Origin of the sequence: Consotaella salsifontis, from assembly GCF_900167365.1 — a bacterium.
In the GTDB taxonomy this organism is placed as follows: domain Bacteria; phylum Pseudomonadota; class Alphaproteobacteria; order Rhizobiales; family Rhizobiaceae; genus Consotaella; species Consotaella salsifontis.
In genome coordinates, this window is the sequence record NZ_FUXL01000016.1 from 39,303 (window position 1) to 56,561 (window position 17,259).

At 61.8% G+C, this 17,259-nt stretch carries 17 protein-coding genes; 14 read left to right on the forward strand and 3 right to left on the reverse strand.

Features of this window, described 5'->3' with window-relative positions:
* Positions 1-16: 16 nt before the first annotated feature.
* Both B5D38_RS18070 and B5D38_RS18075 read right to left on the reverse strand, forming a co-directional pair.
* Positions 17-751 carry a glycerophosphodiester phosphodiesterase family protein gene (locus tag B5D38_RS18070; protein WP_078709843.1) on the reverse strand — a complete coding sequence of 245 codons (735 nt, stop codon included), beginning with the start codon at positions 749-751 and terminating at the stop codon, positions 17-19.
* A 1-nt stretch (position 752) separates the two neighbouring features.
* Positions 753-1,217, reverse strand: a complete 465-nt coding sequence (locus B5D38_RS18075) for a RidA family protein (RefSeq protein ID WP_078709844.1) — start codon at positions 1,215-1,217, stop codon at positions 753-755.
* Between the two features lie 98 nt (positions 1,218-1,315).
* Here B5D38_RS18075 and B5D38_RS18080 point away from each other — a divergent pair, with 98 nt between their 5' ends.
* From B5D38_RS18080 to lpxB, 14 genes are all read left to right on the forward strand, one after another.
* Positions 1,316-2,155, forward strand: a complete 840-nt coding sequence (locus B5D38_RS18080; RefSeq protein WP_078709845.1) for an EipB family protein — start codon at positions 1,316-1,318, stop codon at positions 2,153-2,155.
* Between the two features lie 197 nt (positions 2,156-2,352).
* The gene (gene rpsB, locus B5D38_RS18085) at positions 2,353-3,168 is read left to right on the forward strand and encodes a 30S ribosomal protein S2 (RefSeq protein WP_078709846.1); all 816 of its coding nucleotides are present in this window, start codon (positions 2,353-2,355) and stop codon (positions 3,166-3,168) included.
* Positions 3,169-3,291: 123 nt separating this feature from the next.
* A complete protein-coding gene (tsf, locus tag B5D38_RS18090) occupies positions 3,292-4,218 on the forward strand; it encodes a translation elongation factor Ts (protein ID WP_078709847.1) in 927 nt (308 codons plus the stop codon).
* Positions 4,219-4,307: 89 nt separating this feature from the next.
* The gene (gene pyrH / locus B5D38_RS18095) at positions 4,308-5,027 is read left to right on the forward strand and encodes a UMP kinase (RefSeq protein ID WP_078709848.1); all 720 of its coding nucleotides are present in this window, start codon (positions 4,308-4,310) and stop codon (positions 5,025-5,027) included.
* 29 nt (positions 5,028-5,056) lie between these two features.
* On the forward strand, positions 5,057-5,614 hold the full coding sequence (gene frr / locus B5D38_RS18100; RefSeq protein WP_078709849.1) for a ribosome recycling factor: 558 nt from the start codon (positions 5,057-5,059) through the stop codon (positions 5,612-5,614).
* A gap of 215 nt (positions 5,615-5,829) precedes the next feature.
* Positions 5,830-6,519, forward strand: a complete 690-nt coding sequence (locus B5D38_RS18105; RefSeq protein WP_245319364.1) for an isoprenyl transferase — start codon at positions 5,830-5,832, stop codon at positions 6,517-6,519.
* A 99-nt stretch (positions 6,520-6,618) separates the two neighbouring features.
* Positions 6,619-7,470, forward strand: a complete 852-nt coding sequence (locus B5D38_RS18110) for a phosphatidate cytidylyltransferase (protein WP_245319353.1) — start codon at positions 6,619-6,621, stop codon at positions 7,468-7,470.
* Positions 7,471-7,575: 105 nt separating this feature from the next.
* Positions 7,576-8,715, forward strand: a complete 1,140-nt coding sequence (rseP, locus tag B5D38_RS18115) for an RIP metalloprotease RseP (protein WP_078709903.1) — start codon at positions 7,576-7,578, stop codon at positions 8,713-8,715.
* A gap of 197 nt (positions 8,716-8,912) precedes the next feature.
* On the forward strand, positions 8,913-11,351 hold the full coding sequence (gene bamA / locus B5D38_RS18120) for an outer membrane protein assembly factor BamA (RefSeq protein ID WP_078709851.1): 2,439 nt from the start codon (positions 8,913-8,915) through the stop codon (positions 11,349-11,351).
* A gap of 48 nt (positions 11,352-11,399) precedes the next feature.
* Positions 11,400-12,458, forward strand: coding sequence for a UDP-3-O-(3-hydroxymyristoyl)glucosamine N-acyltransferase (gene lpxD / locus B5D38_RS18125; protein WP_078709852.1), 1,059 nt, complete (start codon positions 11,400-11,402; stop codon positions 12,456-12,458).
* Entirely contained in the window at positions 12,451-12,915 is a 465-nt protein-coding gene (gene fabZ / locus B5D38_RS18130) for a 3-hydroxyacyl-ACP dehydratase FabZ (RefSeq protein WP_078709853.1), read from the forward strand. The genes lpxD and fabZ overlap by 8 nt, the downstream gene beginning before the upstream one ends.
* 6 nt (positions 12,916-12,921) lie before the next feature.
* Positions 12,922-13,731 carry an acyl-ACP--UDP-N-acetylglucosamine O-acyltransferase gene (lpxA, locus tag B5D38_RS18135; protein ID WP_078709854.1) on the forward strand — a complete coding sequence of 270 codons (810 nt, stop codon included), beginning with the start codon at positions 12,922-12,924 and terminating at the stop codon, positions 13,729-13,731.
* Between the two features lie 66 nt (positions 13,732-13,797).
* Positions 13,798-14,715, forward strand: a complete 918-nt coding sequence (locus B5D38_RS18140) for an LpxI family protein (protein WP_078709855.1) — start codon at positions 13,798-13,800, stop codon at positions 14,713-14,715.
* Entirely contained in the window at positions 14,712-15,878 is a 1,167-nt protein-coding gene (gene lpxB, locus B5D38_RS18145) for a lipid-A-disaccharide synthase (protein ID WP_078709856.1), read from the forward strand. Before B5D38_RS18140 ends, lpxB begins: the two co-directional genes overlap by 4 nt.
* 52 nt (positions 15,879-15,930) lie before the next feature.
* Here lpxB and gltA read toward each other — a convergent pair whose 3' ends face one another.
* Complete coding sequence (gene gltA / locus B5D38_RS18150; RefSeq protein ID WP_078709857.1) at positions 15,931-17,220, reverse strand: citrate synthase; 1,290 nt, start codon at positions 17,218-17,220, stop codon at positions 15,931-15,933.
* Between the last annotated feature and the right edge of the window lie 39 nt (positions 17,221-17,259).

Consider the following 17,259-nt stretch of genomic DNA (forward strand, 5'->3'; position numbering starts at 1 on the left):
TGTTGCACGGCACCGCTCAGACACCGGGACGCATCAGCTCGAATGTCATCTGGTCGACGTTCTCTTCGCTCACCGCCGATTCCTGTGGCGTTCTGACCGTCCAGGAGATCACAGGCAGTTTCCTCTCGTCCCGAACCCAGGTCACGAATGGGTTGGGAAGGTGGTGAACATTGTAGGACGCAAAGGAGCAGCCGCGCTCGAAGACGCGGCGGTGGCGCGCCAGCTCTGGAGGCTCCGTGCCTTCGGCCGTCAGCCCAACGGGGCAGGGCGCTTGAGCGGCGAGCAGCTCGGCGATGAGCCCTTCCTCGAAGGACATCAGGGCAAGCGGCCCCGAATAGGCGCGCACGATCGGCATCAGTGCGGAAACGAAGGCCTTGTCGCCCGCCGGACCGTCTCCCTTCAGCTCCACGATCAGCGGCACTTTGCCGTCAACGAGCGCAAGAAGATCGGTAAAAGGCGGGATGACGTCCTTGGTGCCGCCGATGCTGATCGCCCCGAGCTCCGCTGACGTGCGCGCGCCGATCGGCCCGGTTTCGGACGTCAGCCGCTCGAGCGTGTCGTCGTGGAAGACGACGGGGATGCCGTCGGACGCCAGATGAATGTCGCACTCGATGGCGTATCCAGCGTCGCGCGCTCCCGCGAAGGCGGTCATTGTGTTCTCGAAGACCGACCGATTGCCGTCGTGAAGCCCGCGATGGGCGATGGGCTGCCGAGTGATGAAGTCGAGGGAAGAAGTGCTTTCGGTGTTCATCTCATGCCACCTCGAAAACTGCTTCGATCTCCACGGCTGCATCGAGAGGAAGCGAGGCAACGCCGATTGCCGAGCGGGCATGACGCCCCTTTTCGCCGAGAATCTCGACCATGAAGTCTGAAGCGCCGTTGGCGACCTTGTGCTGGTCGGTGAAGGATGGATCACTGGCCACGAAGACCGAAAGCTTGAGAAGGCGCAGGATGGTTTCCAGGTCGCCGGTGGTCGCCTTTGCCTGAGCCAGCAGATTGACGGCGCACAGCCGGGCTGCGCGCTGCCCATCCTCCAGCGATACGGACGCGCCGAGCTTGCCGGCAACCGCAAGCTTGCCGTTCTCCGTGGGCAACTGGCCGGAGATCTGAAGGCTGGAGTCGAATCGGACGCAGGAAACGTAATTGGCGGCGGGGGCCGCGGGCGCCGGAAGCGCGATACCGCGCGCCGCGAGCCGCGCCTCGATGCTATCTGTCATGACCACATCCTCGTTTGAGTGGAGGGATTTGCGTGATAGCACGATGCCTCGGCTCCAGTCGCGCCCGATCACCGTTCAGTTTTGGGGGATTCTTCTTCATGCCACCGCATCGCTCCGCCCTTGTTCCCCTCGCAATGGCGGTCCTTCTTCCGGCGCTTGTGCCGACGGCGGCCTCGGCGACAGCCGCCCTGGCTTCTCACCGGGCGGTCTACGACCTTTCACTGGCCGCCCGCAGCGATGAGTTGAGGTCGGCCGAGGGGCGCATCGTCATGGAGCTGCGCAACGCATGTGGCGACTACGATCTCACCTATCGTTTCGTCGCCCGTTTCTTCGAGGAGCAGGAGGTGACGCTGACGGATCAGCGCACCACCTCCAAGGAGAGAGTCTCCGGCGACCGCTTTGAATTCGAAACCTCGACGCTGGTCGACGGCATTCCGCAATCGGAAGTGAAGGGGACGGCCCAAAACAGCGCCAGCGCGACGAGCGTGAAGCTAGAGAAGCCCGCGGAACGCGAGTTCGAGCTGCCGCTCTCCGTCTTTCCGATGAATCACACCGCCGATCTCATCGAGACGGCGGAGGCCGGGGGGAAGGTGGTCCAGGTCTCAATTTTCGACGGAGATCAGGACGCGCAGAAGAAGCTGACAAGTACGGCGATCATCCTGCCGGCTCCCGTTGCGACGACTTCAGACGAGGAAGACGGCGCGAAGACACCCAAGCGAGAGAAGGTTCTGGCTTCGCTCGCCGGACTCAAGTCCTGGTACGTCGATGAATCCTACTATTCCTCGGAGAGCAACGCCGATGGAATGCCGATCTTCCACAGCACCTACCGTCTTTATCAGAACGGTGTTTCCGACGACATCGTCCTGGACTACGGCAGCTATGCGTTGAAGGGCTCCCTGTCGCGGCTCGACTACCTCCAGCCAAAGCCTTGCAGATAGGCTCGGGAAATCCGATTTATGAGGTCGGCATCGGGCCCTCAACAAGCGACCGACTTGCCGTAGCGGCCGCAATAGTGTATCGGCCGCGCCATTCCACACACGGATTTGCGGGATCGGAGCACATCATGCCGATTCCTCCGGTGGCGGGTGAAACCGCTTCTGTCCGTGGAGGCTCAACCGGTAAAGGAACGAAATTCATGGCTCTGCCCGACTATTCCATGCGCCAGCTCCTCGAGGCGGGTGTTCACTTCGGTCACCAGACGCACCGTTGGAACCCGAAGATGGCGCCGTTCATCTTCGGTGCGCGCAACAACATCCACATTCTCGACCTGACGCAGACTGTGCCGATGCTGCACCAGGCGCTGCAGGCTGTCTCCGACACCGTTTCGCGCGGCGGCCGCGTTCTCTTCGTCGGCACCAAGCGTCAGGCTTCGGAGATCGTTGCCGATGCGGCTCAGCGCTCGGCCCAGTATTACGTCAACTCTCGTTGGCTCGGCGGCATGCTGACCAACTGGAAGACGATTTCTCACTCCATTCAGCGTCTTCGCAAGCTGGACGAGCTGCTCGCCGGCGAGGCGCAGGGCTTCACCAAGAAGGAGCGCCTGACGCTGCAGCGCGAGCGCGACAAGCTGGATCGGGCCCTGGGCGGTATTCGCGACATGGGTTCCGTGCCGGACATGATCTTCGTGGTCGACACCAACAAGGAGAAGATCGCGATCGACGAGGCCAAGCGTCTCCGCATCCCGGTCGTTGCGGTTGTCGATTCCAACTGCGATCCCGACCGCATCGACTTCCCGATCCCGGGCAATGACGACGCGTCGCGCGCCATCTCGCTGTACTGCGACCTGATCGCCAAGGCGGCGATTGACGGCATCGCTCGCCAGCAGGGCGCCCTTGGCGTCGATATCGGCGAACTCGAAGAGGCGCCCGTCGAGACGGCGCTGGACGAGGGCGCGGGCGAGGCGGCACAGACCGCCGAGGCCGGCGAGGCTGCGGCAACGCCGGCTGCCTGACGACAGGCGCCGAACCGCTCCCGTATTTGCGCAGGGGCGGTTCTGGCCGACGCGCGGAACTTGAAGACACTTTCAACGCGCCCCCCGGGGGCGCGTTCCCCTATTTTACGAGAGGCCCAGACCATGAGCATTTCCGCTTCGAGCGTTAAGGAGCTGCGCGACAAGACCGGCGCCGGCATGATGGACTGCAAGACGGCGCTGGCCGAGACCGGCGGCGACATGGAAGCGGCCGTCGACTGGCTGCGCAAGAAGGGTATTGCCAAGGCTGACAAGAAGTCGGGCCGGACCGCGGCGGAAGGTCTCGTCGGCGTTGCGGCAGGAGATCGCCGGGCGATCGTCGTCGAGGTCAACTCGGAGACCGACTTCGTTGCTCGCAACGAGGCGTTCCAGACGCTGGTGCGCGCCATCGCCGAAACAGGCCTGTCCACGGACGGTTCCGTCGAGGCCGTCGGCGCCGCGGCCTATCCCGGCAGCGAGAAGTCTGTGACCGATACCGTGCGCGACGCCGTCGCAACCATCGGTGAGAACATGAGCCTGCGCCGCTCGGCCATGCTGACGGTCGAGAACGGCGTCGTCGCCACCTATGTTCACAACCAGGTCGTCGACGGCCTCGGCAAGATGGGCGTTCTCGTCGCCATGGAGTCGACCGGCGATCATGCCGCGCTCGCGCAGTTCGGCCGTCAGGTGGCGATGCACGTTGCGGCGACGAACCCTCTGGCGCTTTCGGCCGAGGAAATTCCGGCGGCGACCGTCGAACGTGAGAAGGCGATCTTCGCCGAGCAGGCGCGCGCTTCCGGCAAGCCGGACGCGATCATCGAGAAGATGGTCGAAGGGCGCATGCGCAAGTTCTATGAGGAAGTCGTCCTCACCAAGCAGGCGTTCGTCGTCAATCCCGATCTGACGGTCGAGAAGGCGCTGGAAGAGGCTTCCAAGGACTTCGGCGCGCCGGCCAAGATTGCCGGCTTCATTCGTTTCGCGCTCGGTGAGGGCGTCGAAAAGAAGGAGTCGGATTTCGCAGCCGAGGTTGCGGCGGCGGCCGGCAAGAAGTAACCGTCGCCACACGACGTTTTCGCGAGGGCGCCCGCGTGACATTCGGGCGCCCTTACTGTATCGCAAGCCGGCACCGGGCAAGGAAAGGCATGACAGCCGAACTCCGCTTCAAACGCGTTCTCCTTAAGGTTTCAGGCGAAGCCCTGATGGGCGATCAAGGTTTCGGCATCGACGTTGCCGTGGCCGATCGCATCGCTGGCGATATCGCCGCCGTCCGCCGATTGGGTGTCGACATTTCGGTCGTCATCGGCGGAGGCAACATTTTTCGTGGCGTCGCAGTCGCTTCCAAGGGCGGCGATCGGGTAACGGGCGATCACATGGGCATGTTGGCCACGGTGATCAACGCGCTGGCTCTTCGCACGTCGCTCATGAAGCTCGGTGTCGATACGGTCGTGCTTTCGGCCATCGCCATGCCCGAAATCTGCGAGAGCTTTTCCCAACGGGTCGCTCTGGCGCATGCCGAGGCTGGCCGCGTCGTGATCTTCGCCGGTGGCACAGGCAATCCATTTTTCACGACCGATTCCGCCGCCGCTCTTCGCGCCGCGGAGATGGGCGCCGACGCGCTTTTCAAGGGCACCCAGGTCGACGGCATCTACAGCGAAGACCCGAAAATCAATCCCAACGCCGAGCGTTACGATCAGTTGACGCATGACGACGTGCTGCGACAGGGCTTGGCCATCATGGATGTTGCGGCGATCGCGTTGGCGCGCGAGAATCGCATTCCCATTGTGGTCTTTTCGATTCACCACCAGGGAGAGTTTGCCCGCATCCTGACCGGTGGCGGTCGGGCGACCATCGTTTCGGATTGAACGGGCAGCGATCAAGGGAAGGAAGCACTATGGCCGGTTTCGACATCAAAGAGCTAAAGCGCAGGATGGATGGCGCTGTTGCCTCTCTTCATGCGGGTCTTTCAGGCCTGAGGACCGGACGCGCCTCGGCCAGCCTTCTCGAGCCGGTCACGGTCGAGGCCTATGGCTCGAACATGCCGATCACCCAGGTGGCGACAATCTCCGTGCCGGAGCCGCGTATGATCTCGGTATCGGTGTGGGACAAGTCGATGGTCGGCAAGGTGGAGCGCGCGATCCGCGATTCCAACCTCGGCCTCAATCCCATCACGGACGGAACGACCCTACGCGTGCCGATTCCCGAGCTGAACGAGGAACGCCGCAAGGAATTGGTAAAAGTTGCTCATCAGTATGCTGAGCAGGCTCGTGTCGCCGTCCGCCATGTCCGCCGCGACGGCATGGACACGTTGAAGAAGCTGGAAAAAGACGGCGAAATGAGCCAGGACGACAGCCGTCAGATGTCCGACCGGGTCCAGAAGATGACCGACGAAACCATCTCCGAGTTGGACAAGACGCTCGCCGAAAAAGAAAGCGAGATCATGCAGGTCTAGTGGGTATCCCACCAACCTTGCCTTCAATGGCAAGTGGTCGGATACCTTCCACCAGAACTTAATCTGAAGCAAATACGCTTGGCATTTGGCCGAGCCGACGGAAATGAGCAGATGGATATGCGACCGAAACGCGGCGGCATATCCATCAACAAATCGCGGCGGTCGAGCAGGAGAGGGCGATTCAGGTGCGGACACCTCAACATGTCGCCATCATCATGGATGGCAACGGCCGCTGGGCAAAAGCCCGAGGTCTGGCTCGGAGCATGGGGCATCGCCGCGGTGTTTCTGCCGTGCGCGAGGCTGTCAAAACGGCCAGCGAATTCGGCATTAAGTATCTGACCATCTTTGCGTTCTCGTCGGAAAACTGGCGCCGCCCGCAAAGGGAGGTGGATGAATTGCTCGGCCTTCTCAAGCTGTTCATTCGGCGCGATCTCGCCGATCTCCATCAGCAGGGGGTTCGCGTGCGGGTCATTGGCGCGCGAGACAATCTCCGGCCCGACGTTCTTTCGCTTCTCGAAGAAGCGGAGACGCTGACCCGCGACAACGAGAAGCTCACGCTGGTCGTCGCCTTCAACTATGGAGCGCGAGACGAGGTCGCGCGGGCACTCCGACGCATCGCCGAGAAGCTCGCGACCGGCGAGATCAGGCCAGAAGCCCTGACGGCGGAGTGCGTGGACGCCCATCTCGACACGGCGGGCATTCCAGATCCTGACCTCATCATCCGCACCAGTGGCGAGCTTCGGCTGTCCAATTTCCTTCTTTGGCAAGCCGCCTATTCCGAGTTCGTCTTCCTGCCGTGCCTTTGGCCCGATTTTGATCGTAGGGCCTTCCAGGGAGCGCTCGAGGAATATGCCTCGCGAGATCGCCGCTATGGCGGCATTTCGCCATGCGATATCGCATCTTGATTGGAGCCTGCGTGGGAATAGTCCTCCTTCGCGGTGGAACGATGCGGGCGCGCCGCCCGGGGGCCGAGTGGGGAGTTCTGCGTTGAGGGCACTGCCGTCGTGACGCCGCCAATCGTCACTCCTCCCTCCAAGAATCAGTCCTGGAGCGACTTAAGGACGCGCCTGGGTTCCGCGCTGATCCTCGGTGCCGTCGTTCTGTTCCTGACCGTTCTCGGCGGGCTGCCATTTCGGCTTCTTTGCGTCGTCGCGGCTGCGATCGTCTTTCAGGAATGGACGAGAATAACACGGGCAAAGGCGGACGGTGGGCTTCTTTATCGCTTTTCAAGACGCGCACTTGTCCTTGTCCTGGCGCTCTTCATTGCCGGCTTCTCTAGCATTGCTCTCCTGGTGCTCGCGGCCGCTTTGCTGTTCGCCGTCATTGCCGATTATCGGACGGGCAGAGGACGTTGGGCGATCGGCGGGCTGGTCTATGCCGCCGCGACGGCCCTGGGTCCGGGTATCTTGAGGGGGAGCGACGACGCCGGGCTGATATCGATTGGCTTCGTCATCTGCGTCGTCTGGGCGACCGATATCTTTGCCTACTTCGCCGGTCGCACCTTTGGCGGCCCAAAGCTGATGCCGAAGGTCTCCCCGAAGAAGACAATCTCCGGCGCGTTCGGCGGACTTCTGGCCGGTATCCTGGTCGCGACCGTCTACTTCTGGCTGGTGACCGGTGCTGTCGATACCCGGCTCGCCCTTTTGGCGGCGCTTCTATCCATTGTCGGGCAGGCGGGGGATCTTTTCGAATCCTGGGTGAAACGTCGCTTTGGCGTCAAGGATTCCGGGCGTATCCTGCCAGGCCATGGTGGGCTGCTCGACCGTATCGATGCCCTCGTTGTCGCTGTCGCCGTAGCCGTGCTGATCGGCGCGCTCAGCAACGGCCTTGATCATCCTGCTGCCGCGTTTCTGTGACACCGCGCAGCACTGGAGCCTCGAAGCAATAAACGTGCGTCTGGAGAGTCGGTCCGACGGGGCGGCGAGGCCTGACGACGCAGGCCTGACGGGAAGGATATGACGATGGATCTTTCGGCGAGTTTTGGCGCCCTCTGGGACACGGCCTTGATCAAGATCGTGCCGTTCCTCTTCGTGCTGACGATCATCGTCTTTTTCCACGAGCTCGGTCATTTCTTGATCGGCCGTCTGTGCGGCATCAAGGTTTTGGCCTTCTCGATCGGATTCGGCCCCGAGATCGTCGGGTTCAACGATCGGAGGGGAACGCGGTGGAAGTTGTGCGTCATTCCGCTCGGTGGCTACGTGAAGTTTCTCGGCGACGAGAATGCCGCGAGCGTTCCGGATCAGGAGGCTGTGGCGCGCATGAGCGAGGAGGAGAAGGCCGGCGCTTTCCCCGCCAAGGGCGTCGGCGCACGAGCGGCCACCGTTGCGGCGGGTCCCATCGCCAATTTCATTCTGGCTATTGTCATCTTCGCAGGAGTCGCGTTCACGCAGGGTCGGATGGTTGGCGATCCCGTGGTGGCTTCGGTGCGGCCCGATTCTCCGGCTGCCATGGCCGGCTTCCTTCCCGGCGACCGAGTCGTTTCCGCCAATGGCACGAAGATAGAATATTTCAGCGACCTTCAGCGGATCGTCTCGACTCACGCGAATGAAGCGATGACCGTGGTGGTCGAGCGCGACGGTCAGCCGCAGTCCCTGACCGTGACGCCGCGGGAGGAAAAGCAGACCGACGGCTTCGGCAACGAAATTACGATGCCGGTCATCGGCCTCGTGACGGATGCTGCTCGAGCCGATTTCCGCGTGGAAAAGCTGAACTTTATCCAGTCGGTCCAATATGGCGTGTCGCAGACGTGGTTCGTTACCTCGCAGACGGTAAGCTTTATCGGCGGTATCTTCGACGGGGCTAATGGCGCGGATCAGATCGGCGGCCCAATCCGCATCGCCCAGGTATCGAGTCAGGTGGCGACGCTAGGCTTCGCTCCGCTGCTTCATCTTGCTGCTCTTCTATCGGTTTCGATCGGTCTTCTGAACCTGTTGCCAATTCCCATGCTCGACGGGGGCCACCTCTTGTTCTATGCCATTGAGGCGGCGCGGGGGCGCCCGCTCAGCGAGAAGATTCAGGAAATTGGTTTTCGCATAGGCCTCGCCTTGGTCATGCTGCTCATGGTATTCGCCTTTTGGAACGATCTCTCAGGACGAGCCTGAGCTGAGATCGTCGCAGGGGGCGGGACGTTAACCATCTTCGCAATGCATGAGTGGCGATGGCGCAACGGTTTATCGATTCCTAAACCGCTTGCCTTCAGTTTGCTTGAACGGGCATGGAAACCCGATAAAAGGCGTACGATGCTCAATGCTACGGCAGAAGAGCTGTTGCATCGAATGGACGAAAGGTGACAGGACCAATGACGGCTGGATCCAAGCTTCTTCAATCACTGTCGGTGGTCGCGCTCTCCACGACCATCCTGGCAGTGACATCGGTCGGGGCCACGATCAGTCTGACCACACCGGCCGCCGCGGCGGTCGTCCAGCGTATCGATGTGCGGGGCAACGAACGTGTCGAGGCCGACACGATCCGTTCCTTCTCTTCGATCCAGACGGGTCAGAACATCAACGACGCCCAGATCGACGCGGCCGTCACACGTCTTTTCTCCACCGGGCTCTTTTCCGACGTGCGGATCAGCCAGTCCGGCGGAACCCTGGTGATCCAGGTCTCCGAGAATCAGATCGTCAATCAGGTCCTGTTCCAGGGCAATTCGAAGATCAAGGATGCCCAGCTCGAGGCCACGGTCCAGACCACGCCGCGTGGCGCCTTCTCCGAGCAGACCGTCAACGCGGACGTTGACGCGATCCGTCAAGCCTATGCCAAAATCGGTCGGAGCGACGCGGTCGTCACCTATCGCGCGGTCCCCGTTGAGGGGAAGCGTGTCAACGTTGTCTTCGACATTCAGGAAGGCGACCGGACCAAGATCGAGACGATCAGCTTCGTCGGCAATAAGGCCTTTGGCGATCGTCGACTCAAGGAAGTCATCTCGCTGCGCGAAAGCAGCCTGCTCAGCTTCATTTCGCGTGACGACGTTTATGATGAGGATCGCCTTCACGCCGACGAAGAGGCGTTGCGCCGGTTCTACTATAACCACGGCTATGCCGACTTCCGCATCGTCTCATCCGTGGCGGACCTCGACGAATCCAAGAACCAGTACTTCGTTACCTTCACGGTCGATGAGGGTGAGCGCTATGCATTCGGCAATGTGACGATCGACAGCGCGATTCCCGGCGTCGATTCGAAGTCGCTCGAGTCCGAGCTGAAGACGCAGCCGGGCGATGTCTATAGCGCCAAGCGCGTCGAGGACACGCTGGTCAATCTCACCAACCGTGTGGCGGAGCAGGGCTATGCGTTCGCCCAAGTGACGCCGCGCGGCGATCGCGACTTCACCAATCACACGATCGCCGTCGACTACGTGATTGACCAGGGCCCGCGCGCCTATATCGAGCGGATCGATATCCGCGGCAACACGAAGACGCGCGACTATGTCGTGCGCCGCGAGTTCGATGTCTCGGAAGGCGATGCGTTCAACCAGGTTCTGGTGCAGCGCGCCAAGCAGCGCCTGGAGAACCTCGGCTTCTTCGATACGGTCTCGATCTCGACGGCGCCGGGCACGGAGCCGGACAAGGTCATCGTTATCGTCGATCTGAAGGAAAAGCCGACGGGTGAATTGTCGGTCGGCGGCGGTTACACCACCGGCAGCGAGGGCTCCGGTCCGGTCGCGGAAGTGGGCGTCACTGAGCGCAATTTCCTTGGGCGCGGTCAGTTCATCAAGGTTTCGGCCGGATTCGGCGTCGACACGCAGACCTATAACCTGTCGTTCACCGAGCCGTACTTCCTTGGCCGCCGTCTGGCAGCCGGCTTCGATATCTACCAGACGAAGAACACGAAGGGGTCCTACGACATCGAGCGCACAGGCGGCGATATCCGCTTGGCGGCGCCGCTGACCGAGGATCTAACCTTCCAGGTCGCCTACAATTACAAGCAGGAAAAGTTCGGCGACGGCAACGGCGTCAACTACGATGAAAACGACGTTGCGCTCGGCTATGTCAGCAGCTGCGGCCATCCGAATGGCCCCAACGGCCAGGGCACAAGGGGCTATAAGGCTCCGCCGTTTACCGACTCGGAGATCATCAACCAGGCGATCTGCGACAGCCCCTACATCACCTCGTCGGTGTCTTATTCGCTGGTCTACAATACGCTCGACAGCATGAAGAATCCGCGCGAGGGCATCTACGCTCAGGCCGGGCAGGAGTTCGCGGGTCTTGGCGGCGACGCGCAGTACATGAAGTCGACGGCCAGGGCGTCCTATTTCAAGACCATCTCCGAGGAAGGCGACATCATCGGTCAACTAAGCGGCGGCGCTGGCAACGTGACAGCGATTGGCGGAGACCTTCGTGTCTTCGACAATTTCTTCAAGGGCCAGGATATCGTTCGTGGCTTCGATTCGAAGGGGCTTGGCCCGCGTCAGCGCTCGTTCGGTGACGATTACGAAGCCATCGGTGGAACAAACTACGTCAATGCCTCGATCGAGGCGACATTCCCGATGCCGCTCGTTTCTCGCGATTTCGGCTTGCGTGGCGCGGTCTTCGCGGATGCCGGCTCCTTGTGGGGCTCGGAATATGACAACGAGCCGGGCGTGGTCGGCACCGACTTCGCGCTGCGCAGCTCGGCAGGCGTCGGCGTGATCTGGGCTTCGCCTTTCGGTCCGCTGCGTGTCAACTATGCGTTTCCGATCATGAAGGAGGACCACGATGAGACGGAGGAGTTCTCGTTTGGTCTTTCCACCAAGTTCTGATCCACAACTTGATGGCGGAGGCGCTAGCGTCTCCGCCTCCCAGCGCCAATGACGTCGACAAGCTTTTTCGCCAGAGGCGATGGTCTCGCACTTGCTGAACTCGCCAAGATTTGCGGCGGCTCGTTAAGCGTTGCCGCGTCGGGAGACGTGCGCGTTACCGGAATCGCGGCGTTACCGGACGCTGGCCCAGAGGACGTCGCTCTTTTCGACAATCCTCGCTATAGGGACGGATTGGCCGCGACCAAAGCCGGCGCCGTGATCTTGTCGGCCAAGCACGCGCCTCTGCTGCCTTTCGGCGTCGTCGGTATCGTTGTCAAAAATCCGTCGCATGGGTTCACCCTGGCGGGGCGCGCGCTCTTTCCTGCGGCGCTGCGTCCGGGGATGCTGACAAGTGCTGGCGGTATTGCCCCAACTGCGACGGTTGATATTTCCGCCCAGGTCGAGGACGGCGTAATCGTCGAGGCCGGCGCGGTCGTGGGGCCCCGGGCGGAGATAGGCCGCGGGACCATCGTCGGCTGTGGCGCTGTTGTCGGGCCCGACTGCCGGATCGGACGCGACTGCAGGATCGGCCCTCAGACGACGGTTATCAATGCTCTCCTGGGCAACCGCGTTATCCTGCATCCTGGAGTGCGGATCGGCCAGGACGGTTTTGGCTATTCCGCTGGACCGGAAGGTCTTCTCAAGGTTGTTCAGATTGGCCGGGTCGTGATCCAGGATGATGTGGAGCTCGGCGCAAACACCACTGTCGATCGCGGTTCCGTACGGGATACGGTGATCGGCGAGAACACCAAGATCGACAATCAGGTTCAGGTCGGCCACAACGTCGAGATCGGGCGCAACTGCATTCTAGTGTCGCAGGTTGCGGTGGCCGGCAGCGTGACCATTGGCGACGGCGTCGTGATTGGCGGCCAAACCGTCATCAATGGCCACGCCACTGTGGGCGACGGCGCACAGATCGCGGCGATCAGTGCCGTCGCCGGCGACGTTCCTCCAGGCGTGCGCTGGGGCGGTGTGCCGGCGCGTCCCATGCGCGAATGGTTGAGAGAACTTAACACAGTCCGATCGATGTCGGGTACAAGGCGGGTGCCAGGGAAACAGGATGAGTGAGACAACGACGACCCTCCAGGCCGCTGATATCCTGAAGATTCTTGAGCTTCTGCCACACCGCTATCCGTTCCTGATGGTGGACCGGATCGTTGAGATCGACGGTGATCGCTCGGCGATCGGCATCAAGAACGTTACGTCCAATGAACCTCATTTCCTTGGCCATTTCCCAGGCAATCCCGTTATGCCAGGAGTGCTGATCATTGAGGGAATGGCGCAGACCGCGGGCGCCATCTGTTCGCTTTCGGCTGGCAGCGCGCCTTCCGTCGTTTATTTCATGACGATCGATGGCGCGAAATTCCGCCGCCCGGTCGTTCCGGGTGACCGGCTTGAATATCACGTGCAGCAGACCAAGAAGCGCGCGAACATCTGGAAGTTCGCGTGCGAAGCAAAGGTCGACGGGATCAAGGTGGCCGAGGCCACCGTCAGCGCCATGCTGGTGCCGTTGGAGAAAGCATGAGAGCTTATGGCTGATACGAAGATTCATCCCTCGGCGATCGTCGAAGACGGAGCGGAGATCGGCGAGGGGGTCGAAATTGGGCCTTTTTGTTATATCGGGTCGCAGGTGCGTCTCGGTGCGGGATCTCGCCTTCGATCCCATGTTGTTCTCGCCGGCAATACGAGCGTGGGCGAGGGCGCCAACATCTGGCCCTTTGCTTCACTCGGGCATGCGCCGCAGCATCTGAAATATCGTGGTGAGGACACCCGCCTTGTCATTGGGCGCAATTGCCTGGTGCGCGAAGGTGTCACGATGAATGCCGGGACTGTCCAGGGGCGCTCGGAGACGACTGTCGGGGACGATTGTGCGTTCTTCGCCGGCTCCCACGTCGCCCATGACTGTGTCATCGGGGCGAACGTCACGCTGATCAACAACGTCATGCTTGCCGGCCATTGTGTGGTGGGCGACCACGCGATCCTCGCCGGAGGGTCGGGGATCCACCAGTTCACTCGCATTGGCCACCATTCCTATGTCGGCGGCCTTGCTGCGGTCGAGGGCGATGTCATTCCCTACGGCATGGTTCTTGGCAACCGCGCCTATTTGTCGGGATTGAACATCATCGGCATGAAGCGCGCGGGAATTGGGCGTGAAGCGATCCGTACGCTGCGAAAAGTCTACCGCATGCTGTTCTCCGAGGACCTGACGTTCCGCGAGAACATCGAGGAGGTTCAGGCGGAATATCCTGAAGATCCCCTGGTACAGGAGCTCCTGGCCTTCATCCGGTCCGGCGGCGATCGTGCGCTGTGCTCGCCACTTCGTGCCTTGCGCCCCCATTGATTCTGGTGCCGGATGATTCCGGCGGCGAAGCATGAATCGTTCCCTAGACCATGATAGGTAACCGCCATGGTCTCGGATGTTGAACACCCCCGCGAAGAAATTCTGGCCGATCGTGCCCAAAATGGTAGGGCGGAACCTCTGGGCATCATTGCCGGCGGTGGGGCCTTGCCGAGGATTGTCGCGCAAGAGGCGGCAAAGCAGGGATGGGTTCCGGTGATCGTCGCGGTCGCCGATGGACGCGCCAGCGACTGGTCGCCGTGGCCCCATCTGTCTATCCCCTGGAGTCACGTCGGCGAGGGGCTCTCGTTTCTGCGCGCAAGCGGTGTCAAGAAAATCGCGATCGGCGGCACGATTTCCGTAAGGCCGGATTTTCGTTCAATGGTGCCGAGCTTTCGCACACTCTCGCTTCTCCCAGACATCTTCAGGGCGATGCGGGGCGGCGACGACACTCTGCTCAGGGCCTGCACGACGGCTGTAGCCCGGCGGGGCTTTGAGTTCGTCGCCATTCACGATATCGCGCCGAAACTCCTCATGAGCGAGGGCACACTCACGCGGCGGCAACCATCGCAGCGCGAGGAGCTCGCACTCGTCCGTGGCTTCCTAGCCGCGCGGCGGCTAGGGGAGCTCGACGTCGGACAGGCGGCAGTCGCGTCGCCCGATCGCGTCATCGCACTCGAAGGCATTGAAGGCACGCGGGAAATGCTTGAGCGCGTCAGGGGTCTCCGGGCTCGCGGCCGGATTGGCGACAAGGAGCCGTGCGTACTCGTGAAAACGGTGAAACCCCAGCAGGATCGCCGGTTCGACCTCCCTGCGATCGGGCCGTCGACCATTGCGGAGGCTGCGGCTGCCGGCTTGCGCGGCATCGGCGTCTCTGCCGGGGGCGCGCTGATTATCGAGGCTGACCGGCTGCTGTCCGCAGCCGAGGTTGAAGGATTGTTCGTCGTTGGGCGGGCGTTGCCGCCGGAAACGGGAGCGTCGGCATGACCACCATTGCCTTCATTGTCGGCGAGGAATCGGGAGATCGCCTGGGGGCCGATCTCATTCGTGCCCTCAGGCACCGCCTACCGGATTTTCGTCCCATCGGGCTTGGTGGCGAGGCGATGGCCGGGGAGGGAGTGACCAGTCTTTTTGATATCTCCGAACTCTCGATCATCGGCATCGGAGCAGTTCTGGCCCGCTTGCCGCAGCTTCTGGTCCGCATACGACAGACTGCCGACTGGGTGGTCGAACAACGGCCCGATGCGCTTGTGATCATCGACAGTCCGGATTTTTCACACCGCGTGGCGCGGCAGGTGAGAGCGAGGAATCCGCGCATTCCCATCATCAACTACATGCCGCCGACCGTATGGGCCTGGCGGCCGAGACGGGCGGCCAAGATGCGCCCCTATGTCGACCACGCTATATGTGCGCTGCCCTTCGAGCCTTCCGTACTCGCGGAGCTCGGCGGCCCGCCGGCGACCTATGTCGGTCATCCACTGGTTTATGAGCCGCATCTGCAAGAGATCGCGGCTCGCGTCGAGCGAGAAGGACCCTGCGCTCCCGCATCTCCACCGCGGCTCGTCGTCCTTCCCGGCTCGCGGCGCGGAGAAATCCGCCGTCTCGGCGCGATCTTCGGCCAGACCCTGAGCCTCGTGAAAACGTGGCGCCCAGACCTCGATGCGGTTTTGCCGACTTTGCCGCGCCGACGAAAAGAGGTCGAGACAGCCATCTCTGATTGGCCGTACAAGCCGCCCATCGTCATTGATGAGGAGGCCAAGTGGCGAGCGTTTGCCAATGCCGATGCGGCGCTGGCGGCATCCGGTACGGTATCGCTGGAACTCGCGCTGGCTGATGTCCCGATGGTCCTCGCGTATCGCCTCGACCCGGTCGGCTATCATCTGCGGCATCTCGTCACAGCCTGGACGGCTGCGCTTCCGAACTTCATCGCCGGCCATCCTCTGGTGCCGGAACATTTTCATGAATTCGCGCGCCCTGAAACCATGGCGCGCCGGTTGATGCGCCTGATTGAGACGACACCGGAGCGAGCCGCACAGGTCGCAGGATTTGCGGAGATTCGCCGGCGGATGCATGTCGAGCGGCCTCCCGGCGAGGCGGCGGCGGAAATCGTCCTCGACTGCATCGAAAGAAACCAGTCGCGCCCCCAATAAAAACGGGCGCCCAGGGCGCCCGTCAGTTGGGGGTATGCCGGAAGCGCTCGTGTCAGCGCTTCTCCACCGCCACGTAGTCGCGCTGCGGAGCGCCGGTGTAGAGCTGGCGCGGACGTCCGATGCGCTGATGCGGGTCCTCGATCATTTCCTTCCACTGTGCGATCCAGCCAACGGTACGTGCCAGCGCGAAGAGCACGGTGAACATGTTGGTCGGGAAGCCGAGTGCCTTCAGCGTGATACCCGAGTAGAAGTCAACGTTCGGATAGAGCTTCTTCTCGACGAAGTACTCATCGTGAAGGGCAATGTGCTCCAGCTCCATCGCGACTTCCAGAAGCGGATCGTCCTTGATGCCTAGTTCGTCGAGCACTTCATGACAGGTCTGCTGCATGATTTTGGCGCGCGGATCGTAATTCTTATAGACTCGGTGGCCGAAGCCCATGAGGCGGAAGGGATCGTTCTTGTCCTTTGCCCGAGCGATGTATTCCGGGATGCGATCCTTGGTGCCGATCTCCATCAGCATGTTGAGCGCGGCCTCGTTGGCACCGCCATGGGCGGGGCCCCAAAGGCACGCGATGCCCGCGGCAATGCACGCGAAGGGGTTGGCGCCCGAAGAGCCTGCAAGGCGAACGGTCGAGGTCGAGGCATTCTGCTCATGATCGGCGTGAAGGATGAAGATCCGGTCCATCGCGCGCGCCAGCACCGGGTTCACCTTGTAGGGCTCACACGGCACCGAGAAGCACATGTGCAGGAAGTTCTCGGCGTAGGACAGCTCATTGCGCGGGTAAACGAAGGGCTGGCCGATATGATACTTGTAGGCCATGGCAGCCAGGGTCGGCATCTTGGCGATCATGCGGAGCGATGCCACCATCCGCTGATGCGGATCGGAGATGTCGATGGAGTCATGATAGAAGGCCGAGAGCGCGCCGACTGAACCGACCATCACCGCCATCGGGTGAGCATCCCGGCGGAAACCGCTGTAGAATCGCGACATCTGCTCGTGGATCATCGTGTGATGGGTCACACGGTATTCGAAGTCTTCCATCTCACGGGCGGTGGGCAGCTCGCCGTACAGCAGGAGATAGCAGGTTTCGAGGTAATGCCCTTCTTCCGCGAGTTGTTCGATCGGGTAGCCGCGATGAAGGAGAACACCCTTCTCGCCGTCGATATAGGTGATCTGCGACTCGCACGAAGCCGTCGACGTAAAGCCGGGGTCGAAGGTAAAAGCCCCGGTGTCCTTATACAGCGTCGTGATGTCGATGACGTCCGGGCCGATGGTCCCCTGCTGGATAGAAAACTCGACGTTCTTCCCGCCAACTTGCAGCGTGGCTGATTGCTTCGGCATATGTTTCCCCTTCTTCAAGAGCCGGGACCGGCTGGCCGC

Excerpts from the sequence above, each read along its gene's own strand:
- rpsB (WP_078709846.1), top strand. The coding sequence starts at position 2,353 with ATGGCTCTGCCCGACTATTCCATGCGCCAGCTCCTCGAGGCGGGTGTT.
- B5D38_RS18105 (WP_245319364.1), top strand. The coding sequence starts at position 5,830 with ATGGATGGCAACGGCCGCTGGGCAAAAGCCCGAGGTCTGGCTCGGAGC.
- tsf (WP_078709847.1), top strand. The coding sequence starts at position 3,292 with ATGAGCATTTCCGCTTCGAGCGTTAAGGAGCTGCGCGACAAGACCGGC.
- lpxD (WP_078709852.1), top strand. The coding sequence starts at position 11,400 with ATGACGTCGACAAGCTTTTTCGCCAGAGGCGATGGTCTCGCACTTGCT.
- lpxB (WP_078709856.1), top strand. The coding sequence starts at position 14,712 with ATGACCACCATTGCCTTCATTGTCGGCGAGGAATCGGGAGATCGCCTG.
- B5D38_RS18080 (WP_078709845.1), top strand. The coding sequence starts at position 1,316 with ATGCCACCGCATCGCTCCGCCCTTGTTCCCCTCGCAATGGCGGTCCTT.
- B5D38_RS18140 (WP_078709855.1), top strand. The coding sequence starts at position 13,798 with ATGGTCTCGGATGTTGAACACCCCCGCGAAGAAATTCTGGCCGATCGT.
- frr (WP_078709849.1), top strand. The coding sequence starts at position 5,057 with ATGGCCGGTTTCGACATCAAAGAGCTAAAGCGCAGGATGGATGGCGCT.
- lpxA (WP_078709854.1), top strand. The coding sequence starts at position 12,922 with ATGGCTGATACGAAGATTCATCCCTCGGCGATCGTCGAAGACGGAGCG.
- gltA (WP_078709857.1), bottom strand. The coding sequence starts at position 17,220 with ATGCCGAAGCAATCAGCCACGCTGCAAGTTGGCGGGAAGAACGTCGAG.
- B5D38_RS18070 (WP_078709843.1), bottom strand. The coding sequence starts at position 751 with ATGAACACCGAAAGCACTTCTTCCCTCGACTTCATCACTCGGCAGCCC.
- rseP (WP_078709903.1), top strand. The coding sequence starts at position 7,576 with ATGGATCTTTCGGCGAGTTTTGGCGCCCTCTGGGACACGGCCTTGATC.
- B5D38_RS18075 (WP_078709844.1), bottom strand. The coding sequence starts at position 1,217 with ATGACAGATAGCATCGAGGCGCGGCTCGCGGCGCGCGGTATCGCGCTT.
- bamA (WP_078709851.1), top strand. The coding sequence starts at position 8,913 with ATGACGGCTGGATCCAAGCTTCTTCAATCACTGTCGGTGGTCGCGCTC.
- pyrH (WP_078709848.1), top strand. The coding sequence starts at position 4,308 with ATGACAGCCGAACTCCGCTTCAAACGCGTTCTCCTTAAGGTTTCAGGC.
- fabZ (WP_078709853.1), top strand. The coding sequence starts at position 12,451 with ATGAGTGAGACAACGACGACCCTCCAGGCCGCTGATATCCTGAAGATT.